Below are 23,093 nucleotides of genomic sequence, written 5' to 3'. Positions count from 1 at the left end.
TAGATTAAAATTATTAAATTAAGAGTTATAATTTTAGCAACTAAAAGCTGTAAATTGCACCATATAAACAGTTATTTCAAGCAAAAGTTATACCATTAAGAGCTATGCAACAAACGTTCATATTTGTGGGTAATAGTAAGATATCAAATAGTGAACATAGAGTTGCTTCAAAATGCAAAAAAATGTATGAGCAGATCGAACAAGAGATAAGTAGGAGTAAGGTTCTACATATTGACGAAACCAGTCACTATAATAAAGGTAAACTCGGTTGGTGTTGGATGTTTGCTAGCAATGAAGCTAGTTTTATAAAATTCAAGAGGAATGAAAGTTTTAAAAAATAGTGCGTTTTGCAATCGTAATAGTTTACGACAGATATGCAGCATACAACTACTTTGCCGATAAGAACAGGCAAATCTGTTGGATCAAGAGATTTTGAAACATAGTTGAAGTCAAAGTTCTGGTTAAGAAACGTAGCCACTGAATTATTTGCACTGAAAAAAGCTTTACTAAAAAGTGAAATAGATGTTTTAAGATTTGCCAGACGCGCAAGAAAATTGCGAAAGCGTACACGATGTTACTTGAAGGAAATATCTCGCTTGCCTGAAGCACTATGAGCCTATCGAGTCGCAAAAAATATTTTGAGATCTGAAAGAATGATGTGGAAATTTTTCAGAAAACATACCACTGACATGCTGAACGGCAAGTACGGCATTATGTCGTTTATCGCAAAAATTCATATTTTACCCAATCGAAGCGGGGAACTTGAACGGATAATTTCGTTATACTTAACATGGAAACAAATGGGCTTTCCAAAACCTTCTATCTATTGTTTCTTAAACCACTCTGCTGAACGGATACCAAAAAAGTGTGTCAAACCGCATTTTTAGTTCAACTCAATTTTCAATCTATCTGGAAAGAAAACTGTATGGTCCCAGAGTGTGATGGTACAATAGCTTCTTCACTAATCCAATTATTTTTCTCCTGGTCTAGCCTATCATCTAATATAGCCTGCCTTATTGATGCCATTAACTTATTCATGAAGAAAATGTTGTGAATGGTAACAAGTGTGTAAGCCAACAATTCTTTAGCTTTCAATAAATGGTGTATATAAGCTCTTGAATGTCTTTTACATGTAAAGCATAAACAATCATTTTCAATTGGGTTATCATCTAGCTCGAATTGTTGATTCCGCAAATTAATATGCTCTTTACACTTTGAAGCAATAGAATCTCTATTTTTTACTTTAATAAGCGCACCACCATGCCTTGCTAAACGAGTTGGATGCACGCAATCAAACGTATCAATTCCAAGACTAACTCCGCGAAAGATGTCCACAATTCCACCAATACCAAGCAAATGAGTAGGCCTATCTTTTTTCAGATGGTCCATAGTGAAAGAAACTACATCGTACATCTGCTCTTTACTTTGACCAAGTGATCCACCTATTGCTTGACCAAAAAATGGCAAATTGTTAATAAAATTACAACTTTCTCTACGTAAATCTTGATATACTCCGCCTTGACTAATTCCATACAGTGCTTGCTTGCCATTATTATTTTTTTTAAATTCATTTAAAGAACGTTCAGCCCATCTGTGGCTCATGAGCATTGATTTTGCTGTGTATTCTTTGCTTACGTGAAATGGAGTGCATTCATCTAAAACTAGGATTAAATCTGCACCTAATTTCTGTTGGATTTGTATAGATTTTTCAGGGGTTAAACAATAAGTTTTACCATTAATGTAAGAACGAAAAATTGCTCCATCCTCATTAATTTTGATCAAAGTTTTTTGTTTTTTTCTTATTCCTTTTATCTCTTCCGAAACTGATCCGTGGCCTAAACTAAATATCTGATATCCACCAGAATCAGTTAGCATTGGCCCATTCCATCCCATCATCTTATGTAGGCCACCGAGCTTTGCAACCGTGTTCTCTCCCGGTTGAAGCATTAGGTGATAGGTGTTGGAAAGTATGATTTGGGTACCTGCTTCACTTATTCTTTCAGTATCTGCAGCTTTAATTGCAGCTTTTGTTGCGCAGAATATAAATGCTGGTGTTTCTACGCTTCCATTTGGAGTTTTAATTGTTCCAACTTTTGCAGAACCTGATTGCTTGATTATCTTGTATGAAAATTCTTCTTTCATCTATTTGCCTGAAAGTTCTGTTATGATGTTTTCTACTTTTTTAGGAGTGAGATTTTCATAGAAGTCATTATTAATCTGCACAACTGGAGCATTAACGCATGCACCTAGGCATTCAACTTCTTTTAAAGTGAACAAGTTATCTTTAGTAGTCTCACCGATATTGATTCCAAGTTTCTTTTTAAAGCTATTTAAAATTTCTTCGCTATTGCATAACCAGCAAGGAGTTGTTCTACAAATTTGTATCAGATATTTACCTACTGGTTTTAAATTATACATAGTGTAAAAACTTGCCACTTCATATACGCGAATATGTGGAATATGCAGCATGTCAGCAACATAACGCATAGCAGATTCAGGAACCCATCCGCATTGCTCTTGAACCAGATATAGTAAAGGCATGACAGCGCTTCCTTCTCTGCCTTTAGGATACATCTCTATAAACTTTCCTGCTTTCTTGAGGTTTTCTGATGTAAAACTAAACTGCTCTTCTTTTTCTATCATTCATGAGACTCGTGTAAACTTTAACAGATTATACCTGTAGAACCAATGATTGCAATTGTTGGTTTTTTGAGTTCTACAATATTATATCTGTAGAGTGGGTGCACCCAATTTGTGAATTCTTTACTGCTATTCATTTTCCATATTTCGCTTTGCAGATTACAAAGGTGTTAATTTTTTAATTTTAGTTAAAATTTTCATTGACATTAACACACAGGAGTAATCATAATAGCATTTTATTAATATTTTAAATAAAATCATGTCTATATTAGGAAAATTACTCGGGATCGACTCAAATACACCAGAAGTTAAAGAAGCGATAGGTTTTAATCCAACAAACGTAGAGTTAATTGAAGGAAATGGAGTTGCTTACGGACTTAGCTATCAAGATAATGGTAATGGGAGCAGTAAAGTAAAATTACTTATTAGTCCATTATATCAATCAAAAACATACGAATGTGGTACAAATATCAGCGTAGCAAATGAATTCAAAGATCAATTATCTCTCACATTAATAGAAGATTCAGCTGAAATAGATAAAGTTGGAGTTATCTTTCCTGAAGAAGGAATTAGCGAAGAAGGAGAAAAATGCGTTAAAGGCTTATCTTTTAACACTTACGGAATTAAACAATCAGTTAATACTCCTTCAGTTGAACATTTAGATAAAAGAAAATTACAAAAGAATATTAATAACGACAATGTTGCAAATGCAGGCAATAGTTACTCTCAACCAAGAGCAGCAAAGGTTGACAATGGTGATGTAATTGTAATCGCTCATAACTTAAAGGATCAAACTTTAGTTTCTTGGTATTTAAAGTTAGGCAAGAGCGGGAAATTTAAAGTATTGGATGGAAAACAAGGTTTCACAGAAAGGAAATTGTTCAAATTTGGTAATCCGGGGCAATTGGTATTAAATGGAAACACGATGCTTTATTCGCAAGTGAGCAAAAGGATTACTAAGAACCTGTTCATAATCTTTTAAGGAGTAAAGAAGTGAAAGCAAGAACGACCATTTGTAAGCTAGTGTTGAGTTTCCGCTCGCAATTTTTCCACAAACGCCTACATTTTTCCAACCAAGCAAAAGAGCGCTCAACAACCCATCTCTTTGGCAGTACAACAAAGGTGTGTAATTCACTTCGCTTTATTACTTCGACCGTCGAACCAATAGTTGCTTTTATTTGTGTTGCAAAATTTTCTCCAGTGTAGCCTGCATCAACAAGTATATTTTTAACTTCAGAGAGTTTTTCTTTAGCATTTTCGACCATTTTCATGGCACTGCTGCGGTCGGTTGCTTCTGCCGTTGTTACATAAATCGCGTGTGGTAAACCTTGTGTATCTACTGCAATATGGCGCTTTATTCCTGAAATTTTTTTACCTGCATCGTAGCCCTTATTTTCAGCAGTATCTGCATTTTTTACGCTCTGAGCATCAATTATACAAAAACTAGTTCTTTCTTTCCGACCATTGCTGATACGTGTCTCTCCAACTAATTTTTTTTAATACACGCTCCAAAGTACTTTCTGTATCTTCGCTTGGTTTTTCACTCCATTTTTTAAAATATTCGTAACAACTTCGCCATTTTGGAAAATCTTTTGGCAGCATTCTCCACTGACAGGCACTTTTTAGGACGTACAGCACTGCACAAAATACATCATACAAATCAAGTTTTCTTGGTTTTGTTTTCTTCCTACTACTCTCCAGAATTGATCTGATTTTTTCAAATTGTTCTCGACTTATGTCACTTGGGTATAAATTTCTCATATATCCTTATTCATATACATCATCTCATAGTTTATCACTTTTTTGAGATTATGAACAGGTTCTAAGGAGAATCAAGAGGTAAGAAAAACACGTATTTTTAAATTTGATATGGCTAAAGTGATTCAGGGTCTGAGGGATGGAGTTAATGGCTTTTTACTTGGTAATGGAAAAGGTCAAATAGATAATAAAGCACTATCTCTTTCTAGAGAACATGAAATAAGCTTTTTGCAGTATGTTGAACAAACGGAAGGAAATGATCTAGTTGCTTTTCTTGAAAATGACCAATCAGCTAATGAGCAGAAGTTACATATAGCAACTCTACTTAAAAATGGATCAGTGTCAGATTTTCCTATCTATCAATTTACAGATCCTATAACCCCAGTTATGGATTAACCAACGAAGTAAAGCTGAGAAATACAGGGCTTTTTCGATTGCATTGAATAAGAAATGAGGGTAGAAAAAATATGTACCAAGAAATTTACTGTGGATCTATGCCGAGTGTGCTCAAGTTCAAATTTGTTTTTTAGGCAGCCAAAAACCGTTTCAACAATCGATCTTTTCCCTAGTAAAATCTTCTCTTTCAGCGAAATCAGTGCATTTTTCATACCTTTTTTCACTTTAGTGACGAGTTTTAGACCTCTATCGAATAGTTTCTCAAAGAGCTCTTTCTTTATATAGCCCTTATCTCCAAACAAAAGTCCAGTTAGTTTTTTGGTTAGAGTTGGTACAGGTTTTCTGTCATCGACGTTACCTCTGGTTAGCGTAACACCTTGAATTTCACCTATTTCATTGATTACTACATGTAATTTAAAACCAAAAAACCAGCCGTAAGTATTCTTTCCTAACTCTGCTAATCCTTTGAAAACCTTATTTCTTGAGATTCTTTTTCGATGGCATACTGCTATTGAAGTAGAATCTATGTAGGAAATCCCGGTCATTTTTGCTTGTTCACAAAACCATTGCAAAAGTAATGCTAAATACCACAAAACTCGCGGCTTTAAGGCAATAAATCTGTGATATGAAGGCAGCTTTGAAAACTCTGATCTATAGAATAACTGAAGATAACAAAGATAAAAAGCCTTGAAGTTTTTACATGGTGATTTATGGTATAATAGGATTATGGTTAGAATTTCTGAGTGCGCTATTTCTGGTACTCTGGTTGGTTTTTTGCCGTTTGATAAGAACCTATTTGCAAAATTATCATCTACCGCACGACAAAAATCCTCGACGCAACAGTACAGTTCTGTAATATCTTTCTTCATGGGTAACCTCTTATTATTACTAAAATACTCGAGTTTACCCTGTTTCCCTCTTCTTAGTTATACTTTTATCTATTTTCTAATCCATAACTGAGGTCTAGAGAGCAATTATATATTAAAGGCAACGGTCAGGGTGGTTTTATCGTAACTGCGGTAAGTGGAGAAAATATTGTAACTTTTAATCAAAACGGCTCTGGAAAATCTTCTGAAGCAACAATAATACCGGCAAATAGCATCAAAACTCTCAGTGATTTTGTTAATATGATTAACGGTCAATTAACGCCAGATATTATTTCTAGTAGCACAGTAGTTCCTATAGAAACGGTTGTGACTTCTAAGCAAGCGTCGACTGCTGCAATTGCTAGTACAGCAGAAACCGACACTGTGAAGACTACCAAATTAACAACAGAAGCATCAACTACCGTTGCACCTACTTCTACAATGAGTAAATCTTCAACGACTCAAACAAGTACAGTAACAGTGGAGCCAACAACAGCAGCAAGAACAACTACTACTTCACAAGCAACCACGATTACTGCAACGTCAACTAATGTGCCTTCGGAAACTGAAACAAGTACTGTGAAACCTACAGCAGCAACTGCTGCGTCGACTTCTACAATGAGTAAACCTTCAACAGAGTCAACAACTCAAACAAGCACAGTAACAGTGGAGCCAACAACAGAAGCCGTTGCATCGACTTCTACGATGAATAAACCTTCAACAGAGTCAACGACTCAAACAAGCACAGTAACAGTGAAGCCAACTGCGCCAACAACAAGCTCAGAGAAAACTACACAAACAGTATTTATTATACCAAGTACTAGAACAAGAGAGTCAACAACTCCTATATTTACCACGACTTTACTTCCTCAAACTACTTCTTCACCACAGCCTACTCAACTTGCTATAGGGTCTAATAGGGCAGGAGTGATTACTCCGCCAACAATGTTGCAAAAAACGTAAAATTAGAGAAAAGCATTTCTCGAAAACTTCTGTGTCCAAAACCAAGAGAGCTATTTATTTATAGCACCAATAATCAATTAACCATCAGCTTCAATGAATGATATGAACATATTATTTCAAGGAAAGTTCATGGGGAATAAGAGATCGGCTGTACGGATTAGCTGTAGCTATGAGCCTAATCGGTTGTCAGAAAAGTATTTGTTAGATGCTTATGAAAGAGCAGCATCAAAGCAAGTAAGTCAAAAAAGCTTAAAACATAAAAGTGCGATTCAAGGGGGATCAAATGGTAACAGTGAGTTTATATGCAAGAGTTTCTTCGGGGAAACAAGCACAAGAAAATACAATAGCAAGCCAAGTTGCAGCTATAGAGAAGCAGATTAGCATGGATGGGTACAGATTATTGAGAGAGCATGAATTTATTGATAATGGCTACAGTGGATCTAATTTAGTCCGTCCTGGTCTAGAAAAATTACGTGATAAAGTAATAGAAGGTGAAATTGATAAAATTTACATTCATTCTCCTGATCGTTTATCTAGAAAATATGCATATCAAATGATATTGCTTGAAGAATTTCAGAAAGCAGGAGCAGAAGCGGTTTTTTTAAATTATGAGATTAACGATAACCCAGAATCCCAATTGCTGTTACAAATGCAAGGTATGATAGCAGAATATGAACGTGCAAAAATTATGGAACGAAGTCGTCGTGGAAAGATTTATGCGGCTAATAAAGGTTGTGTAAGTGTAATGGGAGGAGCTCCATACGGTTATCGTTATATAGATAAGTATATGGGAGGAGGACAAGCTTTATTTGAAATTAACGAAGAAGAAGCTGATGTTGTTCGCAAAGTATTTTTGTGGATAGGCAGAGAAAGGGCAAGTATTGGGGAAGTATGTCGTCGGCTAAATACTATGTCCATTATGACACGAACAGGAAAAAAGTGCTGGGATAGAAGTGTAATTTGGGGTATGTTAAAAAACCCCGCTTACAAAGGACAAGCAGCTTTTGGTAAAACAAAGGTAGGTGTAAGGTTACAACAGATAAGACCACAAAAACATTCTTGTGAACAGCCAAAAGATAATTACTCCATTTATCCTGTCGAAAAAGCGAATTGGGTTTATGTTAAAGTGCCAAATATAGTGGATGAAGATATATTTGATATGGTTCAAGAACAGTTAGCTGAGAACAGAAAAATAGCCAGGACAAGAGAAAGAGGAGCAAAGTATTTATTACAAGGTTTAGTCGTATGTAAGCGTTGTCGTTATGCATATTATGGAAGTCCTGTAAGAAATAAACGAGGAGAAAAAGTTGAGCATTATGCATATTATCGTTGTATTGGTAGAGATTCTTACCGTTTTGGTGGTAACAAAATTTGTGATAATAAACACATTCGTACAGATGCATTAGAAACAGCTGTGTGGGAAGAAGTTAAGCATTTATTGAAAAATCCAAATAGAATTTTAGAAGAATACAAACGTAGACTTTTAGAGCTTAAAAAATCATCGTGGGATAAAAAAAGCGATTTGCTTGAAAAGCAAGAAAATAAATTAAAACGAGGCATTGCTAGACTTATTGATAGTTATGCCCAAGAATATATTAATCAAGAAGAATTTGAACCACGAATCAAAGCGATGAAACAAAGCTTAAAAACAATTGAAGAGGAGAAGAAGAGGATATTTGATCAAAAGAAATTAGAACAGGAAGTAACTCTGGTCGTGACCAATTTAGAAGACTTTTCTTCCAATATTACATCAAACCTTGATAGCGCAGACTGGCTAACTAAACGCGGTATTATTAGAACATTGGTTAAGAGAATTGAAGTTGACCTTGAAGACGTAAACGTGGTGTTTCGTGTAAAAGAACTATCAAACTTTCCTGGACATAATGGAGAAGAAAAGAAAAATTTGCAACATTGTTGGCGGAGTAATAGGGGGGGCTTTGGTTGGAGCGATAATAAGTATTGCCGGAATTATAGGATTCATAGCATACAAATATGTTAAGGGTCGTAATGCTGCTCCTGTATTAGAACTAACTGATTTCAATGATAGAAGGCGATCATCTTCAAGTGGCAATAGCGATGAAGAAATTTTTGTCGCTAGTAACAGAATGAGCAGTTATGGTAGTGGAACAGTGCTAGACAGTATATCAGTAGAAAATAGTAGTCGATCAAGAAGTAGCTCATCATCTTCAGGCGGTGGACCAAGCTCTTGACTGACTGAAGCGGAATCTAAGAGTGAAAGAAGCTTATCTTGGGATAGCGATGATGTGCCGGAATATCACTTTTAGCTATTTGTCTGAATGTTTTTAATATGTAGACTGTTAGGAAATTGTCTTTTGCTTTTGTGATTTTCATGTTAAAGTATAATTCCTGGGTGGAATAAGTAGCTGCTGTTATGTGATAAACATAGCAGAGGAAAGTCCGGGCTCCAAGGAAAAATAGTGACGGGTAACGCCCGCCGGAGGTAACTCCAGTTATAGGGCTACAGAAAATTACCGCCTAAAATATTTTAGGTAAGGGTGAAAAGGTGTGGTAAGAGCACACCATGGCAATGGTAACATTGGTAGTCGAGTAACCAACACTAGGAGCAAGATTAAATAGAAGTAGATTTTATGTTTTCCTCATATCTACTCGGGTAAATCGCATGCGGTAAATGGTAACATTTACTCCAGATAAATAGCTACATAAACAGAACTCGGCTTATATTTCACCTAGGCGTTCACATGATACGTGCGATATAAGCCATGCTATATTTAAATGTGTAGGCATTTCATGCGTTGTCCTTCACTTGTTCTGCTTGATAGCCATCACTACTTTCGCCTACATTAACATTAGAATATTCTTCATCATCAACATACTCTTTCAGAACATACCCTCTGCCCCAAACGGTTTCTATGTGGCTTTTTCCATCATTTGCACTTTCAAGTTTCTTACGTAGTTTACACATAAAAACATCAACTATCTTGTTATCTGAAGGTTCATCTAAGCCATTGTAAAGATGGTTTAAGAACATTTCTTTTGTTAATACTGTTCCTTTACGCAGTGCTAGCAACTCTATCATAGAATACTCTTTATTAGTAAGGTGAACCGTTTTACCTTTCACCTCAACAACCCTGTGATCAAAATTGATATTTATATTACCAATCTTGATCACCGATTCAGGATGACCTTTAGTACGACGCACTATAGCCTTAATGCGGGCTAATAACTCGCTTTTATGAAATGGCTTGGTTAAGTAATCATCGGCACCATACCCGAGCCCTTTAGCTTTGTGATTGACAGCGGATATACATGAAAGTATTAAGACAGGAACTTTGATTTTTGCACTTCTTAATCTTAACAATATATCATATCCATCAATATCACCAGGCAAGTGTATATCTAGAATAACTAGGTCATAGTAATCTCCGTTTGAGGAAACCATATTATTGTTATAATCTTGTGCAGAAGTAACAACGTCACAGAAGTGTCCATCAGAAGTTAAGGCATTAACCACAGTCTTTGCACTTACTTGATCATCTTCAATTAATAATATACGCATATTTTACACCCCATAAATAATTTATAATTTTAGTAATATATATAACTAAGGAAAGTAACAAATCAAATTTTTATTAACAAATGATCAAAATTACACTTATTAATTAATAGTAATATATTGTTCCAAAATTATATAAATAAGATCTAAAATATAATAGATACATCATATACTATAATAATAATGATATTTTTAGTAAATATTGAATTAAAGTTATTATTATTAAAAGAATACTTAAGTTAATAAATATTTAACTATTTTATACGTCTATGTTATATTTTTGATTTACTTATTCTACTATTTTAAAGTATAAGTAATACTTTCAGGAATATTGTGTGGCAATATCAATTTTAGGTGCTGGTGCATGGGGTACAGCAATCGCAATTTCATTAAGTAGTAAGAAAGATGTGATTTTGTGGACTCGCAATGAAACTACATTTGAATCAATCAACGAGAAAAGAGAAAGTGACAAGCTACCCGGGTGTAGAATTTCTGATAATGTGTCAGTAAAATTAGCTATTGAAGACGCAGTTAATGTTTCAGTAACAATCCTCGCTGTTCCCACTCAGTCTCTAAGGGAAGTATGTCAGCAATTGCATAATTGTAATCTGAAAAAAGATGTAGCAATAATTTTAGCTTGTAAGGGAATAGAAAAGTCTACATTAAAATTACCTAGTGAAATAGTAAATGAAGTTTTACCTAACAATCCTATTGCTATTTTTTCAGGCCCTAGTTTTGCTATAGAAGTTGCAAAAAAATTGCCCTATTCAATGGCTCTTGCATGCCAAAATAACATATTGGGTTCAAAGCTAATATCAGAACTACAGCAAGAAAATGTTAAATTACACCTTAGTAGCGATGTTATAGGGATACAGATTTGTGCAGCGTTAAAGAACGTTTTTGCTATAGCGTGTGGGATTGTTCTAGGTAGTAAACTTGGGTTTAATGCTCATGCAGCATTGATTACGAAAAGTATGAGCGAAATTAAGGCTTTATACTCAGCAAAAGTTGGTGACAGTAGTGTGGATATAAATACACTACTTGGGCCAGCATGTCTGGGTGACCTAATTATGACATGCACATCCTTGAATTCAAGAAACCTATCTTTTGGGTTTAAAATAGGTAATAGTAACAATGGCTTTAATGTTCAGCAGATTTTGTCAGAAGGCAAGTTAGTGATTGAAGGTTTTAGCACTGCTGAGCCCATATTTAATTTAGCAGGAAAGCTAAAGATAAAAATGCCTATATGTGAAGCGGTCTATAAATTATTGTATGAAAGCGCCTCTATAGAGGATACTATTTCTGTTCTTGTAAATTAGTTTTGTACTTTGGTGTATTGTGAAATTTTTATATAAATTGATATCAACATGGTGGCTATCTGGCACAGTAAAAAAAATGCCAGGTACTGTAGGCAGCTTAGCTTCTTATCCAATTGTTCCTGTAATACTGAGTAACAGAATTTTAGGTGCAGCAATTATTTTTTTATTATTCTTGATTGGATTATGGTCTATAGGCAATTATATAAAACATTACAAGACTTCATGTGATCCAAAAGAGGTAGTGATTGACGAAGTAGTTGGTCAATTGCTGACAATACTTTTAGTTTCGATATTGTTAAGCCAAGAGATGAATTGCTCTTCATTGTTGTTGTGCTTTTTTTCTTTTAGGTTTTTTGATATAATAAAAACGTGGCCTATAAATTTGATCGATAGAAATACCAAAGGTCCTCTAGGTGTTATGCTAGATGATATTATAGCTGCAGTTTTAGCCTGTGTTCTTATAGGAGCCTTTTATTGTTTATTGTTGGTGTATGCAGGATAAAAAAATCTATTATTCAAGCTTAATTGTTCAAAATCTAAAGGATTATATACTGTACACAGCGAATTTATCTGAGTGGGAAGTACACGATGAATTTGATAACGTCACATTTACGATAAACGGTACCAGGGAGTCATTATTTAATTTTGTGTTCTGTGGAGATCAATGTACCGAGCTTTCTATACAAAAAACTCTAGATTATCTCAGAACAAGAGATATAGAAGCAACATGGGTAATAAATTCACATATGAAAATAAGAGATATTTTAGAAAAGTGTGAAATAAAACACGTTAGCACACCAAAAAAAGCTTTACTTAATATGAAAAATCACTTTTTACCTGCTGATGTTATTCCAAACTTGAGATTAAATGCTGTAAATGGTAGCGACCTCTTAGAACAGTTAGATTTACACACTTCTAAAATTTTTTATCATGGCGTTGGAATTGTCAGCACATTTTTTCGCGGATTATCAAATTATGATGATAAGAACTCAAGATTAAGATTTTTTCTTGTAACACTAAATAATGAAATTATTGGGACATGCGGTCTTTATGTTCAAGACAGCGTAGCTGGTTTTTATAGTGATGGAGTTTTACCAATTTACAGGAATCGTGGAATAGGTACCCAAATGGTTTTAGAAAGAATAAAGATAGCTAAACAACTTGAATGCAAATATATAGTAGCACATTGTATGAAATCTTCTGTGAACCTTTATAAGAGATTGGGCTTTCAAATGTTAGGCAATCTTTACTTATATACCTCTTCAGCATAATTCTGAGCGGTTACAAATTTTTACATTTGTTTTAAAAGTGCTATGTTTTTTTTGTATGAAGTGGTTTTAATATTGATTCTAATATTATTCTTTCTCTCTTATTCTAAATTAAAAATTAGTAATAAGATTAAGAACTTACAGCATCAAAATGTTATCATAAATAATTTAATTGATACTGTGAATGATGGGTTTTATATTTGGGATGCAAAAAAACGTATAGAAAAGTTCTCTCCCAATTTACTAATTTTGCTTAATACTGTTTTTTACTCGTTTAATGAGTTTGTGAATTTTTTTGAGCAATCAGAAAGCTTAATTGAAAATTTTGCTGAGGCAAAGGAAATAAATAAATCTTTTACTCTAGATTTAAAGTCAAAAGACAGTGAGGTTTATTGCATATGTTACGGTAGAAGCATAATAGATGATTCTAACAATGTGATTGGTGTGCTGTTATGGATAAGGAATGTCTCAGACTGTAAAATAAAAGCTCACGGACTTGAGCTAGAAAATAGTAAGCTCACACAAGAAGTGGAGAGCTATAAAAACGTTTTCAACTCTTTACCATTTCCAATACTAAGATATAACAAGAGTAGAAAGGTGGAATTTTATAACTTGTTTTATGATAAATATGTAGATGGCTCTAAGAAATTTGCTATTACCGGTAGTGCTCATAGCGCAAAACCAGGGAGACATGTCGTAACTTACAAGAACGAACTTAAGGTTTTCGATTTTGTTAAAATTCCAATACAAGGTTCTGGTAGCATAGTAATGTATGGGAAAGATGTTAGTGATGCAGAGAAATTATATACTGAATTAAACAGTTATTTAGCTACACAGAAAAATTTGCTTGAGAGGTTACCGGTTGCTATAGTAATATATAGTAAGAATCAAAAGCTAAAATTTTATAATAATGCTTTCATAAAAACCTTTCAATTTGACCCAAAGTTTTTGGCATCTTACCCAACTTATCATGAAGTTATGCTTTACCTCTTCGAATCTAAAAAGCTTTTAGAAAAAGAGGATTTTCAAACTATTAGTAACCAAAGACATGAGTTATTCAAAAAATTATTTGAATCGTATGATGATACGATGCATTTCACGAATGGAAAAGCGTTCAGGGTATTAACAATACCCTACGCTTCGGAAGGTTTGCTGTTCTCTTACGAAGAATGCAAAAGATGATACTTAAACTCCTTCTCTCTCTACCATGAGCTGTTTTACTTTCGCTATTGCTCTTGCTGGATTAAGTCCTTTAGGACAAGTTTTTGTACAATTCATTATTGTATGACAACGATACAACTTGAATGGGTCATTTAAAACATCAAGTCTTTTACCTGTCTTATTATCACGGCTGTCAGCAATCCATCTGTAGGCTTGTAATAATATTGCTGGTCCTAAAAATTTATCACTATTCCACCAGTAACTTGGGCAACCAGTCGAACAGCAAGCACATAATATACAGTCGGACAAGCCATCTAATTTTTTTCTATCTTCAGGAGATTGAGAGTATTCTTTATTTGGTAGGGCAGGCTTATCTGCTTGTAACCAAGGTTTAATTGATTTATATTGCTCATAAAATTGGCTCAAGTCCGAGACTAGGTCCTTTATCACATACATGTGAGGTAATGGATATATTTTTACGTCACCTTTTATATCGTGTATAGATCTAGTACATGCAAGAGTATTGGTTCCGTCAATATTCATGGCACAAGATCCACATATGCCTTCTCTACAAGAACGTCTGAAAGTTAAAGTCGAATCTATTTCATCCTTTATTTTTATTAATGCATCAAGTACCATAGGGCCACAACTATCCATATCAATAAAAAATGTGTCTATTCTAGGGTTTTTCTCGTCATCAGCAGACCAACGGTAAATTTGAAATCTTCTGATGTTTTTTGCTCTAGCAGGAATAGGATAAATTTTGCCCTTTTGATTAATCTTAGAATTCTTTGGCAAAGAAAACTGAACCATATCACTTACCTTTTATTGTTTATAGCTAAAACCCTTTGTAGATAACATATTTTATTATCATCTACTATATTTTTATTAAATTCCTTTTAAATCGCGCACATATTGTAGCCAAGTGAAGCTAAAATCTCTCTTTCTAGATTTTTCATTATAATTTCTTCCTCTTTTTTTTGGTGATCATAACCAAGTAAATGTAGTAATCCATGCACTAACATGTGTGCAATGTGAGCAAGAATGGGTATACAATACTCATGCGATTCTCTTTTTATTGTATCTATTGAAATTGCTATGTCTCCTAAATCACACTTGTTGGATAATTGTTCATACGGAAATGATAGTACGTTAGTTGGCTTATCCATTTCTCTAAATTTTAAATTAAGTTGATGTAGCAAATCATCATCAGCCAGAGCTATTGATATATTTGGTTTATAGTGATCTATTTTTAATTCTTTTAGAGAAGCATTGATGACACCTAATACAAAATTTTTAGGATTTTCTATAATGCTGCACCATTTCTTGTCAAGAATATTTACTTCTAACATGAGTGACACACCAGAAAGTACATCATCTCATAACTTGACATTGGAATCCAAAAAAGAAGAGTTATAGACCCTTGTGTCATGTACACAACTGTACGAATATTGTACACTAGAAGGATGTCATCCCAGTCCCTAGACACTGGGATCCAGGAATTTTGATTAGACATCAAGTTAGTGAATATAAAAGTAGCTAATCTTATATTAAAACACAACGGCTTTAATGTGGTTGCATTAAGGCTGGATTCCAGTGTCAAGCACTGGAATGACACCTTTGTGTTTGATGCAAAACCGGCTATAACGTTTAATGCACTGCCTTCGAGACAAATATTCATACAGCTGTGCGTTGCGTGCTGAGATGACAAGGTATTACACATCACTCATGCTTATTATTTCATTCCATTCAATTTCCGAAACTGGGGCAATTGATAAACGTGGTTGTTTTAATATAGCCATATTTTTCAAAAGTGGGTTTTGTTTTATATTATTTAACGTTACTTGGTTATTTAAAGGGTTCAAAAACTTTACATTCACTAATCCGAACTTGGGATCATTAACATGATAATACTCTTTAAATACTTCAACGATTCCAAGTATTGCTTTCTCTTTACCTGTATGATAAAAAAACGCAAGATCGCTTACTTTCATAATTTTCATGTAATTTTGAGCTTGATAATTGCGCACGCCATCCCACTCAACTACCTGCTCCTTTTCCATTTTTTGCCATGAATATTCACTTGGCTCTGACTTGAGTAGCCAAAGTTGCATTATTTTTTTCTTCTTAAGTAAGCTGGTATATCATAGATATTGCTGCCCCACTTAGCTCCTTCGCTTACCTGTTCAGTTGGTTTTGTTTCCAGTGTTTTGTCTTGCGTACTTTCACTTTGACTATAGGGCCACTTAAATTTCTCTTTCTCTGAGTCCTCGCTCTGACATATAGATGAAGTTTCTGATTTATTATTGCAACCATCAATGCCAGTTGCAAGAACAGAAACTCTAACTCTTTCCTCCATCGCTTGATCAAAAGTAGCACCAAATATTATATTTGCATTTTCATCTACTTCTTCACGCACTCTATTGGCTGCAGCATCAACTTCAAACAGAGTCATATCTCCGCCACCAGTAATGTTAATTAATATTCCTTGCGCACCTTTCATTGATACATTATCAAGCAATGGATTAGATATTGCAGCCTCTGCAGCACTAATTGCTCTATCTTCTCCTTCTGCCTCTCCAGTGCCAATCATCGCTTTGCCCATCTCGCTCATTACTGTTTCTATATCAGCGAAGTCAAGATTAATAAGCCCTGGCATGACCATCAAGTCAGTTACTCCTCTGATGCCAATATGCAGTACATTATCAGCAAGTTTAAACGCATCAGAAAATGTAGTTTTTTCATTTGCAATTCTAAATAAATTCTGATTTGGAATAACAATAAGTGTATCCACGTATTTTTGCAATTCTTCAAGTCCAAGCTCTGCAATGCGCATACGGCGCACACCCTCAAAGCCAAATGGCTTAGTCACAACTCCAACAGTCAATATCTTTTTTTCTTTTGGCGCTCTATCCTTAACTGCAGCTCTTGCTTCCCTTGCTGCTTTTGCAATTACTGGTGCTGCACCGGTTCCAGTACCACCACCCATTCCTGCTGTGATGAAAAGCATATGACTATCTTTTATATGCTCCATAATCTCATCAATTGATTCTTCTGCTGCACCTTTGCCAACATCAGGCAAAGCACCAGCACCAAGACCCTTGGTTAAGTTAATACCCAGTTGAATTTTTTTATCGCATAATGACTTCTCTAACGCTTGAGCATCGGTATTTGCTACAACAAAATTTACTCCTTGCAAATTGGATTGGATCATGTTATTCACAGCATTTCCACCAGCACCACCCACTCCCACAACTGTAATCCTTGGGTGTAATATAGGCAGCTCTGGTAAACTAAGGTCAATTGACATTTAAATTACTCAAATAGTTAGTGAATTCACTTCATAATAAGTTACTGCTTTTTTAACAATATGCAAATACTTTTCACTTCTATAGACATAAATAGTAAACGGGATTTACTTATTCTTAACATTTATACTAATAAGTGCCGTTAATTAATAGTAACTAGGTTTTTAGGTGACATCATTTACCGATACAAAAAAATAGAAAATGTTTATAAAAAGGGATAGAAACCTATCCCTTTTTTTGTTAAAGTTACTGTACAGTACGCAGTGGCTTGTAACCAACAATATTAGCAATCTCTATTAAAACTGGGCTTGATGAGAGATCAGTTTCATTTGCTTCTGCTTTATTCAGCTCTGCCTTTATTTCACTAGATTGGCTATAATGCTTGTACGCAAGAATTCCAATAGTTCCCACTATTGCAGCAGCTAGCAGACCAGTAAATACCGGATTAGTCGCTGCGAATGCATATAATCCCTTACCTCCTTCTACCATACCAACATAAGCTGATTTTGCTGTTGTACTAATAAGAACTGCATAAGCTGGACTCATAAAATAAGCAGTTGTAAGCGCTATTGCTGAAGATATAACAAGAAAAACCACAGATGTTTTTAATTTATTATTAATTACATATTGACCAAAACCACTAGCAGCACCTGGAATTCCCCAATGATCATTAGCTTGTTGATATCCCTCCGAAATAGCGCGGAAAACACTATGCCCTTTTTCATATTCATAATTTGTTAATGCCATAATTCTACTCCTAAACAAAACATTAAAATTTCACTAAGAACCTGTTCATAATCTCAAAAAAGTGATAAACTATGAGATGATGTATATGAATAAGGATATATGAGAAATTTATACCCAAGTGACATAAGTCGAGAACAATTTGAAAAAATCAGATCAATTCTGGAGAGTAGTAGGAAGAAAACAAAACCAAGAAAACTTGATTTGTATGATGTATTTTGTGCAGTGCTGTACGTCCTAAAAAGTGCCTGTCAGTGGAGAATGCTGCCAAAAGATTTTCCAAAATGGCGAAGTTGTTACGAATATTTTAAAAAATGGAGTGAAAAACCAAGCGAAGATACAGAAAGTACTTTGGAGCGTGTATTAAAAAAAATTAGTTGGAGAGACACGTATCAGCAATGGTCGGAAAGAAAGAACTAGTTTTTGTATAATTGATGCTCAGAGCGTAAAAAATGCAGATACTGCTGAAAATAAGGGCTACGATGCAGGTAAAAAAATTTCAGGAATAAAGCGCCATATTGCAGTAGATACACAAGGTTTACCACACGCGATTTATGTAACAACGGCAGAAGCAACCGACCGCAGCAGTGCCATGAAAATGGTCGAAAATGCTAAAGAAAAACTCTCTGAAGTTAAAAATATACTTGTTGATGCAGGCTACACTGGAGAAAATTTTGCAACACAAATAAAAGCAACTATTGGTTCGACGGTCGAAGTAATAAAGCGAAGTGAATTACACACCTTTGTTGTACTGCCAAAGAGATGGGTTGTTGAGCGCTCTTTTGCTTGGTTGGAAAAATGTAGGCGTTTGTGGAAAAATTGCGAGCGGAAACTCAACACTAGCTTACAAATGGTCGTTCTTGCTTTCACTTCTTTACTCCTTAAAAGATTATGAACAGGTTCTAAGGGTAATATATAGTAGAAAAAGTTGCCTGTCAAGTAAGTTAATTTATTAATATACTCTTATTCTGTAATTCAGTGCTTCAGCAATGTGTGCTCTTTTCACTTCTTCACTTTTTGCAAGATCTGCAATGGTTCTTGCAACTTTTAATACGCGTGTGTAGCCTCGATTGGAAATGTAATTTTCTTTCAGTACGTATTTTAGCAATTCTAACCCTGCCTGATCTGGTTCAGTAAATTTATTGAATGCTTCACCGCTTACTTCTGCGTTACAACGAACATTCAATTCACTATAACGCTCAGTTTGAACTTTTCTTGCTGCTATCACTCTTTCTCTTATGATCTTAGTACTTTCTCCCTCCACAGAGATTTCAGGAGAGAGTATGCTAACGTTTGGCATCTCAATGCATATGTCTATTCTATCAAGCAATGGTCCTGATATTTTGTTTTTGTAATCTGTGCCACACTTTGGAGCTTTGTTGCACGATCTACTTGCATCACCTAAATAACCGCACCTGCAGGGATTCATTGCAGCTATAAGTTGAAAATTGGCAGGGTAGGTTATGTGAGCATTTGCCCTTGCAACGGTAACTTTTCTATCTTCAAGTGGTTGGCGCAGAGAATCAAGCACAAGTCTTGGAAATTCTGGCAACTCATCAAGGAATAACACGCCATTGTGAGCCATGGTAATTTCTCCAGGTTTTGCATTCTTTCCTCCCCCTATCATTGCTGGCATAGAGCATGAATGATGAGGTTCACGAAAGGGACGAGTTACTTTGAATATTTCATTACCAGTTTTTGTTATGCTGGAAATAATATTAACATCAATCATCTCCTGTTCGGTCAAATTAGGCAGCAATCCTATAAAGCGCTTAGCAAGCATTGATTTTCCAGTACCAGGAGGGCCAACAAGAAGCATATTATGTCCACCTGCTGCTGCAATTTCAGCTGCTCTTTTTGCAACAACTTGGCCTTTGATATCCTTCATATCGGGAACCAATCTTTTTTCTTTGGGTGCATCACTATAATTAAAAATTACTGGCTGAATTAATTGTTCACCCTTAAAGTGTCTGATAATATCAGTTAATTTCTCTATAGCTAGAATTGAAACATTCTTTACCCATGAAGCCTCTACTCCATTTCCCCTTGGGCAAATTACTCCTTTATTTGCCTGTTTTGCATTGATTGCTGTTGGAAGTACTCCTGAGACTGGTATGACTCTGCTGTCTAGTGCAAGCTCACCCATAATGATATAAGACTGAACTTTTTCAACTGGTATCACATTCATTACAACAAGTAGTCCAATAGCAATAGCCAAGTCATAATGACTACCTTCTTTCAGTAAATCCGCAGGGGAGAGATTAACTGTAATTCTTTTTGGAGGTAGTAGTAGATTGATTGAATTTAATGCTGCTCTGATGCGCTCTTTGGATTCCGCAACAGTTTTATCCGGCAATCCAACAATATTAAAAGCTGGAATACCATTTGCCATATGAATTTGTGCATTGACATTTACTGTGCTAATTCCCTGAAGCGCAACGGTATTTATATTTGCAATCATAATATATTATATAAAATTGTTAATATAATATATTAAAGAAGTGATGAAGTAAAGGCTACAGCAATTAAAGATGGCTTAACTTAGCAAAAAAGTGCATAGTATCCTATCACTTTGCTGATTATAAAATGTTTATAAGGATAATAACTTTTCTTTTGCTATACTCAAGCACGGTTTTCTGTGGTGATTGTAATTTTAATTTACCATACTGTGGGCTCAGTTGTAATCTGGATCTATCATATAGAAATTTAAGTAATATAAAAAAATTGTTGAATAACGACGATAAGTTTGTTGCGCTTACGTTTGATGATGGGCCTTCCAACAATAGAGTAAACGATATTATTAACGTTCTGGAAATCTATGAAGCAAAAGCAACGTTTTTTGTGCTTGGTGAACGTATAAATGAAAAAACGTCTGAAATAGTAAAGAAAATTCATGAATCAGGTCATGAGTTAGGCAATCACTCTTGGTCGCATAGGAAGTTGACATCACTTTCAAGTGAGGAACAATTGCAAGAATTGGAAAAGACAAATACAGCAATTAAAAATGCAATAAAACAAGATGTAAAATGGTTTCGTCCGCCATATGGATGTTATGACGATAATCTGATTGAAAATACTGATCAATTAAATATGTATTCAATATTATGGACAGTTGATTCGCTAGATTGGCAAGGTGATAAGCCAGAAACTTTAGTTGAAAGAGTTTTAAGTAATGTACATAATGGAGCAGTTATACTGTTTCATGATCACAATAACAGGTCAAACACAATTGAAGCTTTACCTCATATTATTAAAATACTAAAAAAATCAGGTTATAAGTTTGTGACCTTAAGTGAGTGGGAAAAAAGGGTTTGTAATACGGTAAAAGCCAGAAGTGTAACAATAAAAGAGGGGAAAAAAGTGTGTTTTGAAGGAATGTTATGTGGACAAAAAACAAAGTCTTTAACCGCAGAGCATTCATATTAGGTGGTATTCAGCTTACCATTTCCGCGGTTTTTAGTTGCAGGTTATATAATTTACAAATACGAAACAGACAAAAGTACGAAGCACTATCTAATAGTAATAGAATAAGAGTCGCTACTATTATGCCTCAGCGGGGCAAAATTTTAGATAGGAATAGCACTGAACTTGCGGTAAACAAAATTTCGTATGTTGTTCTGTTTGATGGTTCTGGTAAGGAAGTTGATTTGCAAACATTATCAGAAGTCGAGTCTAAAATAGCAAGATCGTCAGAAACAAAAGTAACTGCTCTTTATAAACGTTATTACCCGTTTGGTTCAATATGTTCTCATGTACTCGGATATACAAAAAAACAGCAAGGCATAAATGAAGTAGGAATCAGCGGTATTGAATATACATATGATCATATATTGAAAGGCAAGCCAGGAAAATCTGAGCAGGAAATAAATTCTAAAAAACGCGTCATAAAAGAATTATCAAGCATACCACAACTGGGCGGACAAGATGTACAACTGACAATTGATATTAATCTGCAAGAGAAAATCGCAGAGGTATTTAAAGATCACCAAGGCTCCGCAGTGGTAATTGATGTGAATAACGGAGGAATTTTAGCGTTATATAATTCACCTTCTTACGATAATAATCTTTTTGCTAGCAGGCTATCAAATGAGACTTGGGAGAGCTTGAATGCTCCTTCATTACCACTTGTGAATCGTGCATTGTCGTATCAAATTCCACCTGGTTCAATATTTAAAGTAATAGTTGCGCTTGCGGGTTTAAAAGACGGGATAATAACACCAGAAGAGAAATTCTCGTGTAAGGGCTATATGAAAATAGGTGAGCGGAAATTTCGTTGCTTGAAAAGCAAAGTCCATGGATATGTATCTTTAAATGAAGCAATGGCATTATCATGCAACACTTACTTTTATAATATAGGGAAAAAAATAAGTGTAGACTCTCTAGTAGAAATGGCCAGAAAATTTGGTATTGGAAGTGGGCCACTGATTGGAACGTTTAAGGAGGAAGCTCCGGGATTGTTGCCAGATAGAGATTGGCGTACACGAAAGCTATATTCGCAGTGGTATTTAGGTGACACTATCAACTTAGTTATAGGACAAGGGTATATACTTACAACACCACTGCAGCTTGCAGTTCTTGCAGCGAGGATTGCAACAGGAAAAGAGGTAATTCCCCACATTGAAATGAGCAATACAGTGCAAAATTTCCCTGACATTGATGTGGATTATGAGCATCTTAGCATAGTACGAAAAGCTATGTTTGACGTGGTGAATTCTAACTATAGAAAAGGGCTAAGCGGTATACAAATTGCCGGCAAAACCGGTACGCCAGAGATAAACTCTAGGGGTGAAAGTCATAAGTTATTTATCGCTTATGGCCCTTACCATAACCCGCGCTACGCAATCTCTGTGTTTATAGAGCACGGCAAAGCCCCACGCCAAGATGTTGCTATGGCAAGTGAGATATTGCGATATATGCTTGAAACTATGAGTATTAGACTTCCTGCATAACCATATAACATTGTGAATAGAAACGACTTGACAAACTCCGCCAGCCCCCTTATCATGAAACTGAAGGTATTCAGTTATCTTCATCTGTGCAGATTAAACAGCAAGAAAACAACGTAGTTGGCGTCTTATTTTTAATTTTTTGCACTATGTGCACCTTATGTCTTCACAGTATTTCTAGGTTTTCAA

General features: G+C 35.1%; 22 protein-coding genes, 1 other RNA gene and 1 pseudogene. 13 read left to right on the top strand and 11 right to left on the bottom strand.

Annotation, left to right across the window (positions count from 1 at the left end):
• Positions 1 to 140: 140 nt before the first annotated feature.
• A pseudogene (locus tag NBW39_RS01865) lies at positions 141 to 837 on the top strand (IS66 family transposase); the annotation flags it as partial.
• A gap of 63 nt (positions 838 to 900) precedes the next feature.
• Here NBW39_RS01865 and tgt read toward each other — a convergent pair.
• Positions 901 to 2,142, bottom strand: a complete 1,242-nt coding sequence (tgt, locus tag NBW39_RS01860) for a tRNA guanosine(34) transglycosylase Tgt (RefSeq protein ID WP_250295458.1) — start codon at positions 2,140 to 2,142, stop codon at positions 901 to 903.
• The gene (gene nuoE / locus NBW39_RS01855) at positions 2,143 to 2,643 is read right to left on the bottom strand and encodes an NADH-quinone oxidoreductase subunit NuoE (RefSeq protein ID WP_250295457.1); all 501 of its coding nucleotides are present in this window, start codon (positions 2,641 to 2,643) and stop codon (positions 2,143 to 2,145) included. It lies immediately after the preceding gene.
• A gap of 256 nt (positions 2,644 to 2,899) precedes the next feature.
• Between nuoE and NBW39_RS01850 the strand changes: the two genes are divergently transcribed.
• Positions 2,900 to 3,622, top strand: coding sequence for a hypothetical protein (locus NBW39_RS01850; RefSeq protein ID WP_250295456.1), 723 nt, complete (start codon positions 2,900 to 2,902; stop codon positions 3,620 to 3,622).
• Here the strand turns inward: NBW39_RS01850 and NBW39_RS01845 are convergent.
• Positions 3,609 to 4,401 (bottom strand): IS5 family transposase gene (locus NBW39_RS01845; RefSeq protein WP_250294670.1). Its coding sequence is split into 2 segments (ribosomal slippage): positions 3,609 to 4,136 and positions 4,138 to 4,401, totalling 792 coding nucleotides; the frame shifts between segments, so codons are not numbered across the junction. The genes NBW39_RS01850 and NBW39_RS01845 overlap by 14 nt on opposite strands.
• A 108-nt stretch (positions 4,402 to 4,509) precedes the next feature.
• Between NBW39_RS01845 and NBW39_RS01840 the strand changes: the two genes are divergently transcribed.
• A complete protein-coding gene (locus tag NBW39_RS01840; protein ID WP_250295455.1) occupies positions 4,510 to 4,794 on the top strand; it encodes a hypothetical protein in 285 nt (94 codons plus the stop codon).
• Here the strand turns inward: NBW39_RS01840 and NBW39_RS01835 are convergent.
• Complete coding sequence (locus NBW39_RS01835) at positions 4,791 to 5,663, bottom strand: IS982 family transposase (protein WP_250294632.1); 873 nt, start codon at positions 5,661 to 5,663, stop codon at positions 4,791 to 4,793. The genes NBW39_RS01840 and NBW39_RS01835 overlap by 4 nt on opposite strands.
• A 258-nt stretch (positions 5,664 to 5,921) precedes the next feature.
• Here NBW39_RS01835 and NBW39_RS01830 point away from each other — a divergent pair, with 258 nt between their 5' ends.
• The 3 genes from NBW39_RS01830 to rnpB all read left to right on the top strand — a co-directional run bounded on the left by NBW39_RS01830 (position 5,922) and on the right by rnpB (position 9,338).
• The gene (locus NBW39_RS01830) at positions 5,922 to 6,623 is read left to right on the top strand and encodes a hypothetical protein (protein ID WP_250295454.1); all 702 of its coding nucleotides are present in this window, start codon (positions 5,922 to 5,924) and stop codon (positions 6,621 to 6,623) included.
• A 283-nt stretch (positions 6,624 to 6,906) separates the two neighbouring features.
• Complete coding sequence (locus tag NBW39_RS01825; RefSeq protein ID WP_250295453.1) at positions 6,907 to 8,622, top strand: recombinase family protein; 1,716 nt, start codon at positions 6,907 to 6,909, stop codon at positions 8,620 to 8,622.
• 369 nt (positions 8,623 to 8,991) lie between these two features.
• Positions 8,992 to 9,338: RNase P RNA component class A (rnpB, locus tag NBW39_RS01820), an RNA gene on the top strand.
• A gap of 52 nt (positions 9,339 to 9,390) precedes the next feature.
• Here rnpB and NBW39_RS01815 read toward each other — a convergent pair.
• On the bottom strand, positions 9,391 to 10,161 hold the full coding sequence (locus NBW39_RS01815) for a response regulator transcription factor (RefSeq protein ID WP_250295452.1): 771 nt from the start codon (positions 10,159 to 10,161) through the stop codon (positions 9,391 to 9,393).
• A 332-nt stretch (positions 10,162 to 10,493) separates the two neighbouring features.
• Here NBW39_RS01815 and NBW39_RS01810 point away from each other — a divergent pair, with 332 nt between their 5' ends.
• From NBW39_RS01810 to NBW39_RS01795, 4 genes are read left to right on the top strand one after another with little or no spacing between them, the layout of a single operon-like run.
• A complete protein-coding gene (locus tag NBW39_RS01810; RefSeq protein WP_250295451.1) occupies positions 10,494 to 11,477 on the top strand; it encodes an NAD(P)H-dependent glycerol-3-phosphate dehydrogenase in 984 nt (327 codons plus the stop codon).
• Between the two features lie 19 nt (positions 11,478 to 11,496).
• The gene (locus tag NBW39_RS01805) at positions 11,497 to 11,979 is read left to right on the top strand and encodes a phosphatidylglycerophosphatase A family protein (RefSeq protein ID WP_250295450.1); all 483 of its coding nucleotides are present in this window, start codon (positions 11,497 to 11,499) and stop codon (positions 11,977 to 11,979) included.
• On the top strand, positions 11,969 to 12,748 hold the full coding sequence (locus NBW39_RS01800; protein WP_250295449.1) for a GNAT family N-acetyltransferase: 780 nt from the start codon (positions 11,969 to 11,971) through the stop codon (positions 12,746 to 12,748). The genes NBW39_RS01805 and NBW39_RS01800 overlap by 11 nt, the downstream gene beginning before the upstream one ends.
• A gap of 42 nt (positions 12,749 to 12,790) precedes the next feature.
• Complete coding sequence (locus tag NBW39_RS01795) at positions 12,791 to 13,927, top strand: hypothetical protein (protein ID WP_370273691.1); 1,137 nt, start codon at positions 12,791 to 12,793, stop codon at positions 13,925 to 13,927.
• A gap of 3 nt (positions 13,928 to 13,930) precedes the next feature.
• Here NBW39_RS01795 and NBW39_RS01790 read toward each other — a convergent pair whose 3' ends face one another.
• The 5 genes from NBW39_RS01790 to NBW39_RS01770 form a co-directional block, all read right to left on the bottom strand.
• Positions 13,931 to 14,719 carry a succinate dehydrogenase iron-sulfur subunit gene (locus NBW39_RS01790; protein ID WP_250295447.1) on the bottom strand — a complete coding sequence of 263 codons (789 nt, stop codon included), beginning with the start codon at positions 14,717 to 14,719 and terminating at the stop codon, positions 13,931 to 13,933.
• Positions 14,720 to 14,805: 86 nt separating this feature from the next.
• Positions 14,806 to 15,258 (bottom strand): rRNA maturation RNase YbeY, encoded by a 453-nt coding sequence (ybeY, locus tag NBW39_RS01785; RefSeq protein WP_250295446.1) that lies wholly within the window; start codon positions 15,256 to 15,258, stop codon positions 14,806 to 14,808.
• A 363-nt stretch (positions 15,259 to 15,621) separates the two neighbouring features.
• Positions 15,622 to 16,020, bottom strand: coding sequence for an EVE domain-containing protein (locus NBW39_RS01780; RefSeq protein ID WP_250295445.1), 399 nt, complete (start codon positions 16,018 to 16,020; stop codon positions 15,622 to 15,624).
• Positions 16,020 to 17,216 carry a cell division protein FtsZ gene (ftsZ, locus tag NBW39_RS01775; RefSeq protein WP_250295444.1) on the bottom strand — a complete coding sequence of 399 codons (1,197 nt, stop codon included), beginning with the start codon at positions 17,214 to 17,216 and terminating at the stop codon, positions 16,020 to 16,022. The genes NBW39_RS01780 and ftsZ overlap by 1 nt, the downstream gene beginning before the upstream one ends.
• 244 nt (positions 17,217 to 17,460) lie before the next feature.
• The gene (locus NBW39_RS01770; RefSeq protein ID WP_250295443.1) at positions 17,461 to 17,961 is read right to left on the bottom strand and encodes a hypothetical protein; all 501 of its coding nucleotides are present in this window, start codon (positions 17,959 to 17,961) and stop codon (positions 17,461 to 17,463) included.
• A 99-nt stretch (positions 17,962 to 18,060) separates the two neighbouring features.
• On the opposite strand from NBW39_RS01770, the gene NBW39_RS01765 reads away from it, so the two are divergent.
• A protein-coding gene (locus NBW39_RS01765; RefSeq protein ID WP_250294670.1) for an IS5 family transposase occupies positions 18,061 to 18,853 on the top strand; the annotation gives its coding sequence in 2 pieces (ribosomal slippage) (positions 18,061 to 18,324 and positions 18,326 to 18,853; 792 coding nt in all).
• A gap of 57 nt (positions 18,854 to 18,910) precedes the next feature.
• Here NBW39_RS01765 and NBW39_RS01760 read toward each other — a convergent pair.
• Positions 18,911 to 20,419, bottom strand: coding sequence for a YifB family Mg chelatase-like AAA ATPase (locus NBW39_RS01760; RefSeq protein WP_250295442.1), 1,509 nt, complete (start codon positions 20,417 to 20,419; stop codon positions 18,911 to 18,913).
• Positions 20,420 to 20,544: 125 nt separating this feature from the next.
• Between NBW39_RS01760 and NBW39_RS01755 the strand changes: the two genes are divergently transcribed.
• On the top strand, positions 20,545 to 21,384 hold the full coding sequence (locus NBW39_RS01755; RefSeq protein WP_370273690.1) for a polysaccharide deacetylase family protein: 840 nt from the start codon (positions 20,545 to 20,547) through the stop codon (positions 21,382 to 21,384).
• A complete protein-coding gene (locus NBW39_RS01750; RefSeq protein WP_370273689.1) occupies positions 21,339 to 22,907 on the top strand; it encodes a penicillin-binding transpeptidase domain-containing protein in 1,569 nt (522 codons plus the stop codon). The genes NBW39_RS01755 and NBW39_RS01750 overlap by 46 nt, the downstream gene beginning before the upstream one ends.
• The last annotated feature ends 186 nt before the right edge of the window (positions 22,908 to 23,093 follow it).

This window comes from Wolbachia endosymbiont of Oedothorax gibbosus (genome assembly GCF_936270435.1).
GTDB lineage: Bacteria > Pseudomonadota > Alphaproteobacteria > Rickettsiales > Anaplasmataceae > Wolbachia.
This window is presented reverse-complemented; position numbering and strand designations above follow the sequence as displayed.

What these genes read in the sequence shown, in the direction of transcription:
- tgt (WP_250295458.1), bottom strand. Translation starts at nt 2,142, where the DNA reads ATGAAAGAAGAATTTTCATACAAGATAATCAAGCAATCAGGTTCTGCA.
- nuoE (WP_250295457.1), bottom strand. Translation starts at nt 2,643, where the DNA reads ATGATAGAAAAAGAAGAGCAGTTTAGTTTTACATCAGAAAACCTCAAG.
- NBW39_RS01850 (WP_250295456.1), top strand. Translation starts at nt 2,900, where the DNA reads ATGTCTATATTAGGAAAATTACTCGGGATCGACTCAAATACACCAGAA.
- NBW39_RS01840 (WP_250295455.1), top strand. Translation starts at nt 4,510, where the DNA reads ATGGCTAAAGTGATTCAGGGTCTGAGGGATGGAGTTAATGGCTTTTTA.
- NBW39_RS01835 (WP_250294632.1), bottom strand. Translation starts at nt 5,663, where the DNA reads ATGAAGAAAGATATTACAGAACTGTACTGTTGCGTCGAGGATTTTTGT.
- NBW39_RS01830 (WP_250295454.1), top strand. Translation starts at nt 5,922, where the DNA reads ATGATTAACGGTCAATTAACGCCAGATATTATTTCTAGTAGCACAGTA.
- NBW39_RS01825 (WP_250295453.1), top strand. Translation starts at nt 6,907, where the DNA reads ATGGTAACAGTGAGTTTATATGCAAGAGTTTCTTCGGGGAAACAAGCA.
- NBW39_RS01815 (WP_250295452.1), bottom strand. Translation starts at nt 10,161, where the DNA reads ATGCGTATATTATTAATTGAAGATGATCAAGTAAGTGCAAAGACTGTG.
- NBW39_RS01800 (WP_250295449.1), top strand. Translation starts at nt 11,969, where the DNA reads ATGCAGGATAAAAAAATCTATTATTCAAGCTTAATTGTTCAAAATCTA.
- NBW39_RS01795 (WP_370273691.1), top strand. Translation starts at nt 12,791, where the DNA reads ATGTTTTTTTTGTATGAAGTGGTTTTAATATTGATTCTAATATTATTC.
- NBW39_RS01790 (WP_250295447.1), bottom strand. Translation starts at nt 14,719, where the DNA reads ATGGTTCAGTTTTCTTTGCCAAAGAATTCTAAGATTAATCAAAAGGGC.
- ybeY (WP_250295446.1), bottom strand. Translation starts at nt 15,258, where the DNA reads ATGTTAGAAGTAAATATTCTTGACAAGAAATGGTGCAGCATTATAGAA.
- NBW39_RS01780 (WP_250295445.1), bottom strand. Translation starts at nt 16,020, where the DNA reads ATGCAACTTTGGCTACTCAAGTCAGAGCCAAGTGAATATTCATGGCAA.
- ftsZ (WP_250295444.1), bottom strand. Translation starts at nt 17,216, where the DNA reads ATGTCAATTGACCTTAGTTTACCAGAGCTGCCTATATTACACCCAAGG.
- NBW39_RS01770 (WP_250295443.1), bottom strand. Translation starts at nt 17,961, where the DNA reads ATGGCATTAACAAATTATGAATATGAAAAAGGGCATAGTGTTTTCCGC.
- NBW39_RS01760 (WP_250295442.1), bottom strand. Translation starts at nt 20,419, where the DNA reads ATGATTGCAAATATAAATACCGTTGCGCTTCAGGGAATTAGCACAGTA.
- NBW39_RS01755 (WP_370273690.1), top strand. Translation starts at nt 20,545, where the DNA reads ATGTTTATAAGGATAATAACTTTTCTTTTGCTATACTCAAGCACGGTT.
- NBW39_RS01750 (WP_370273689.1), top strand. Translation starts at nt 21,339, where the DNA reads ATGTGGACAAAAAACAAAGTCTTTAACCGCAGAGCATTCATATTAGGT.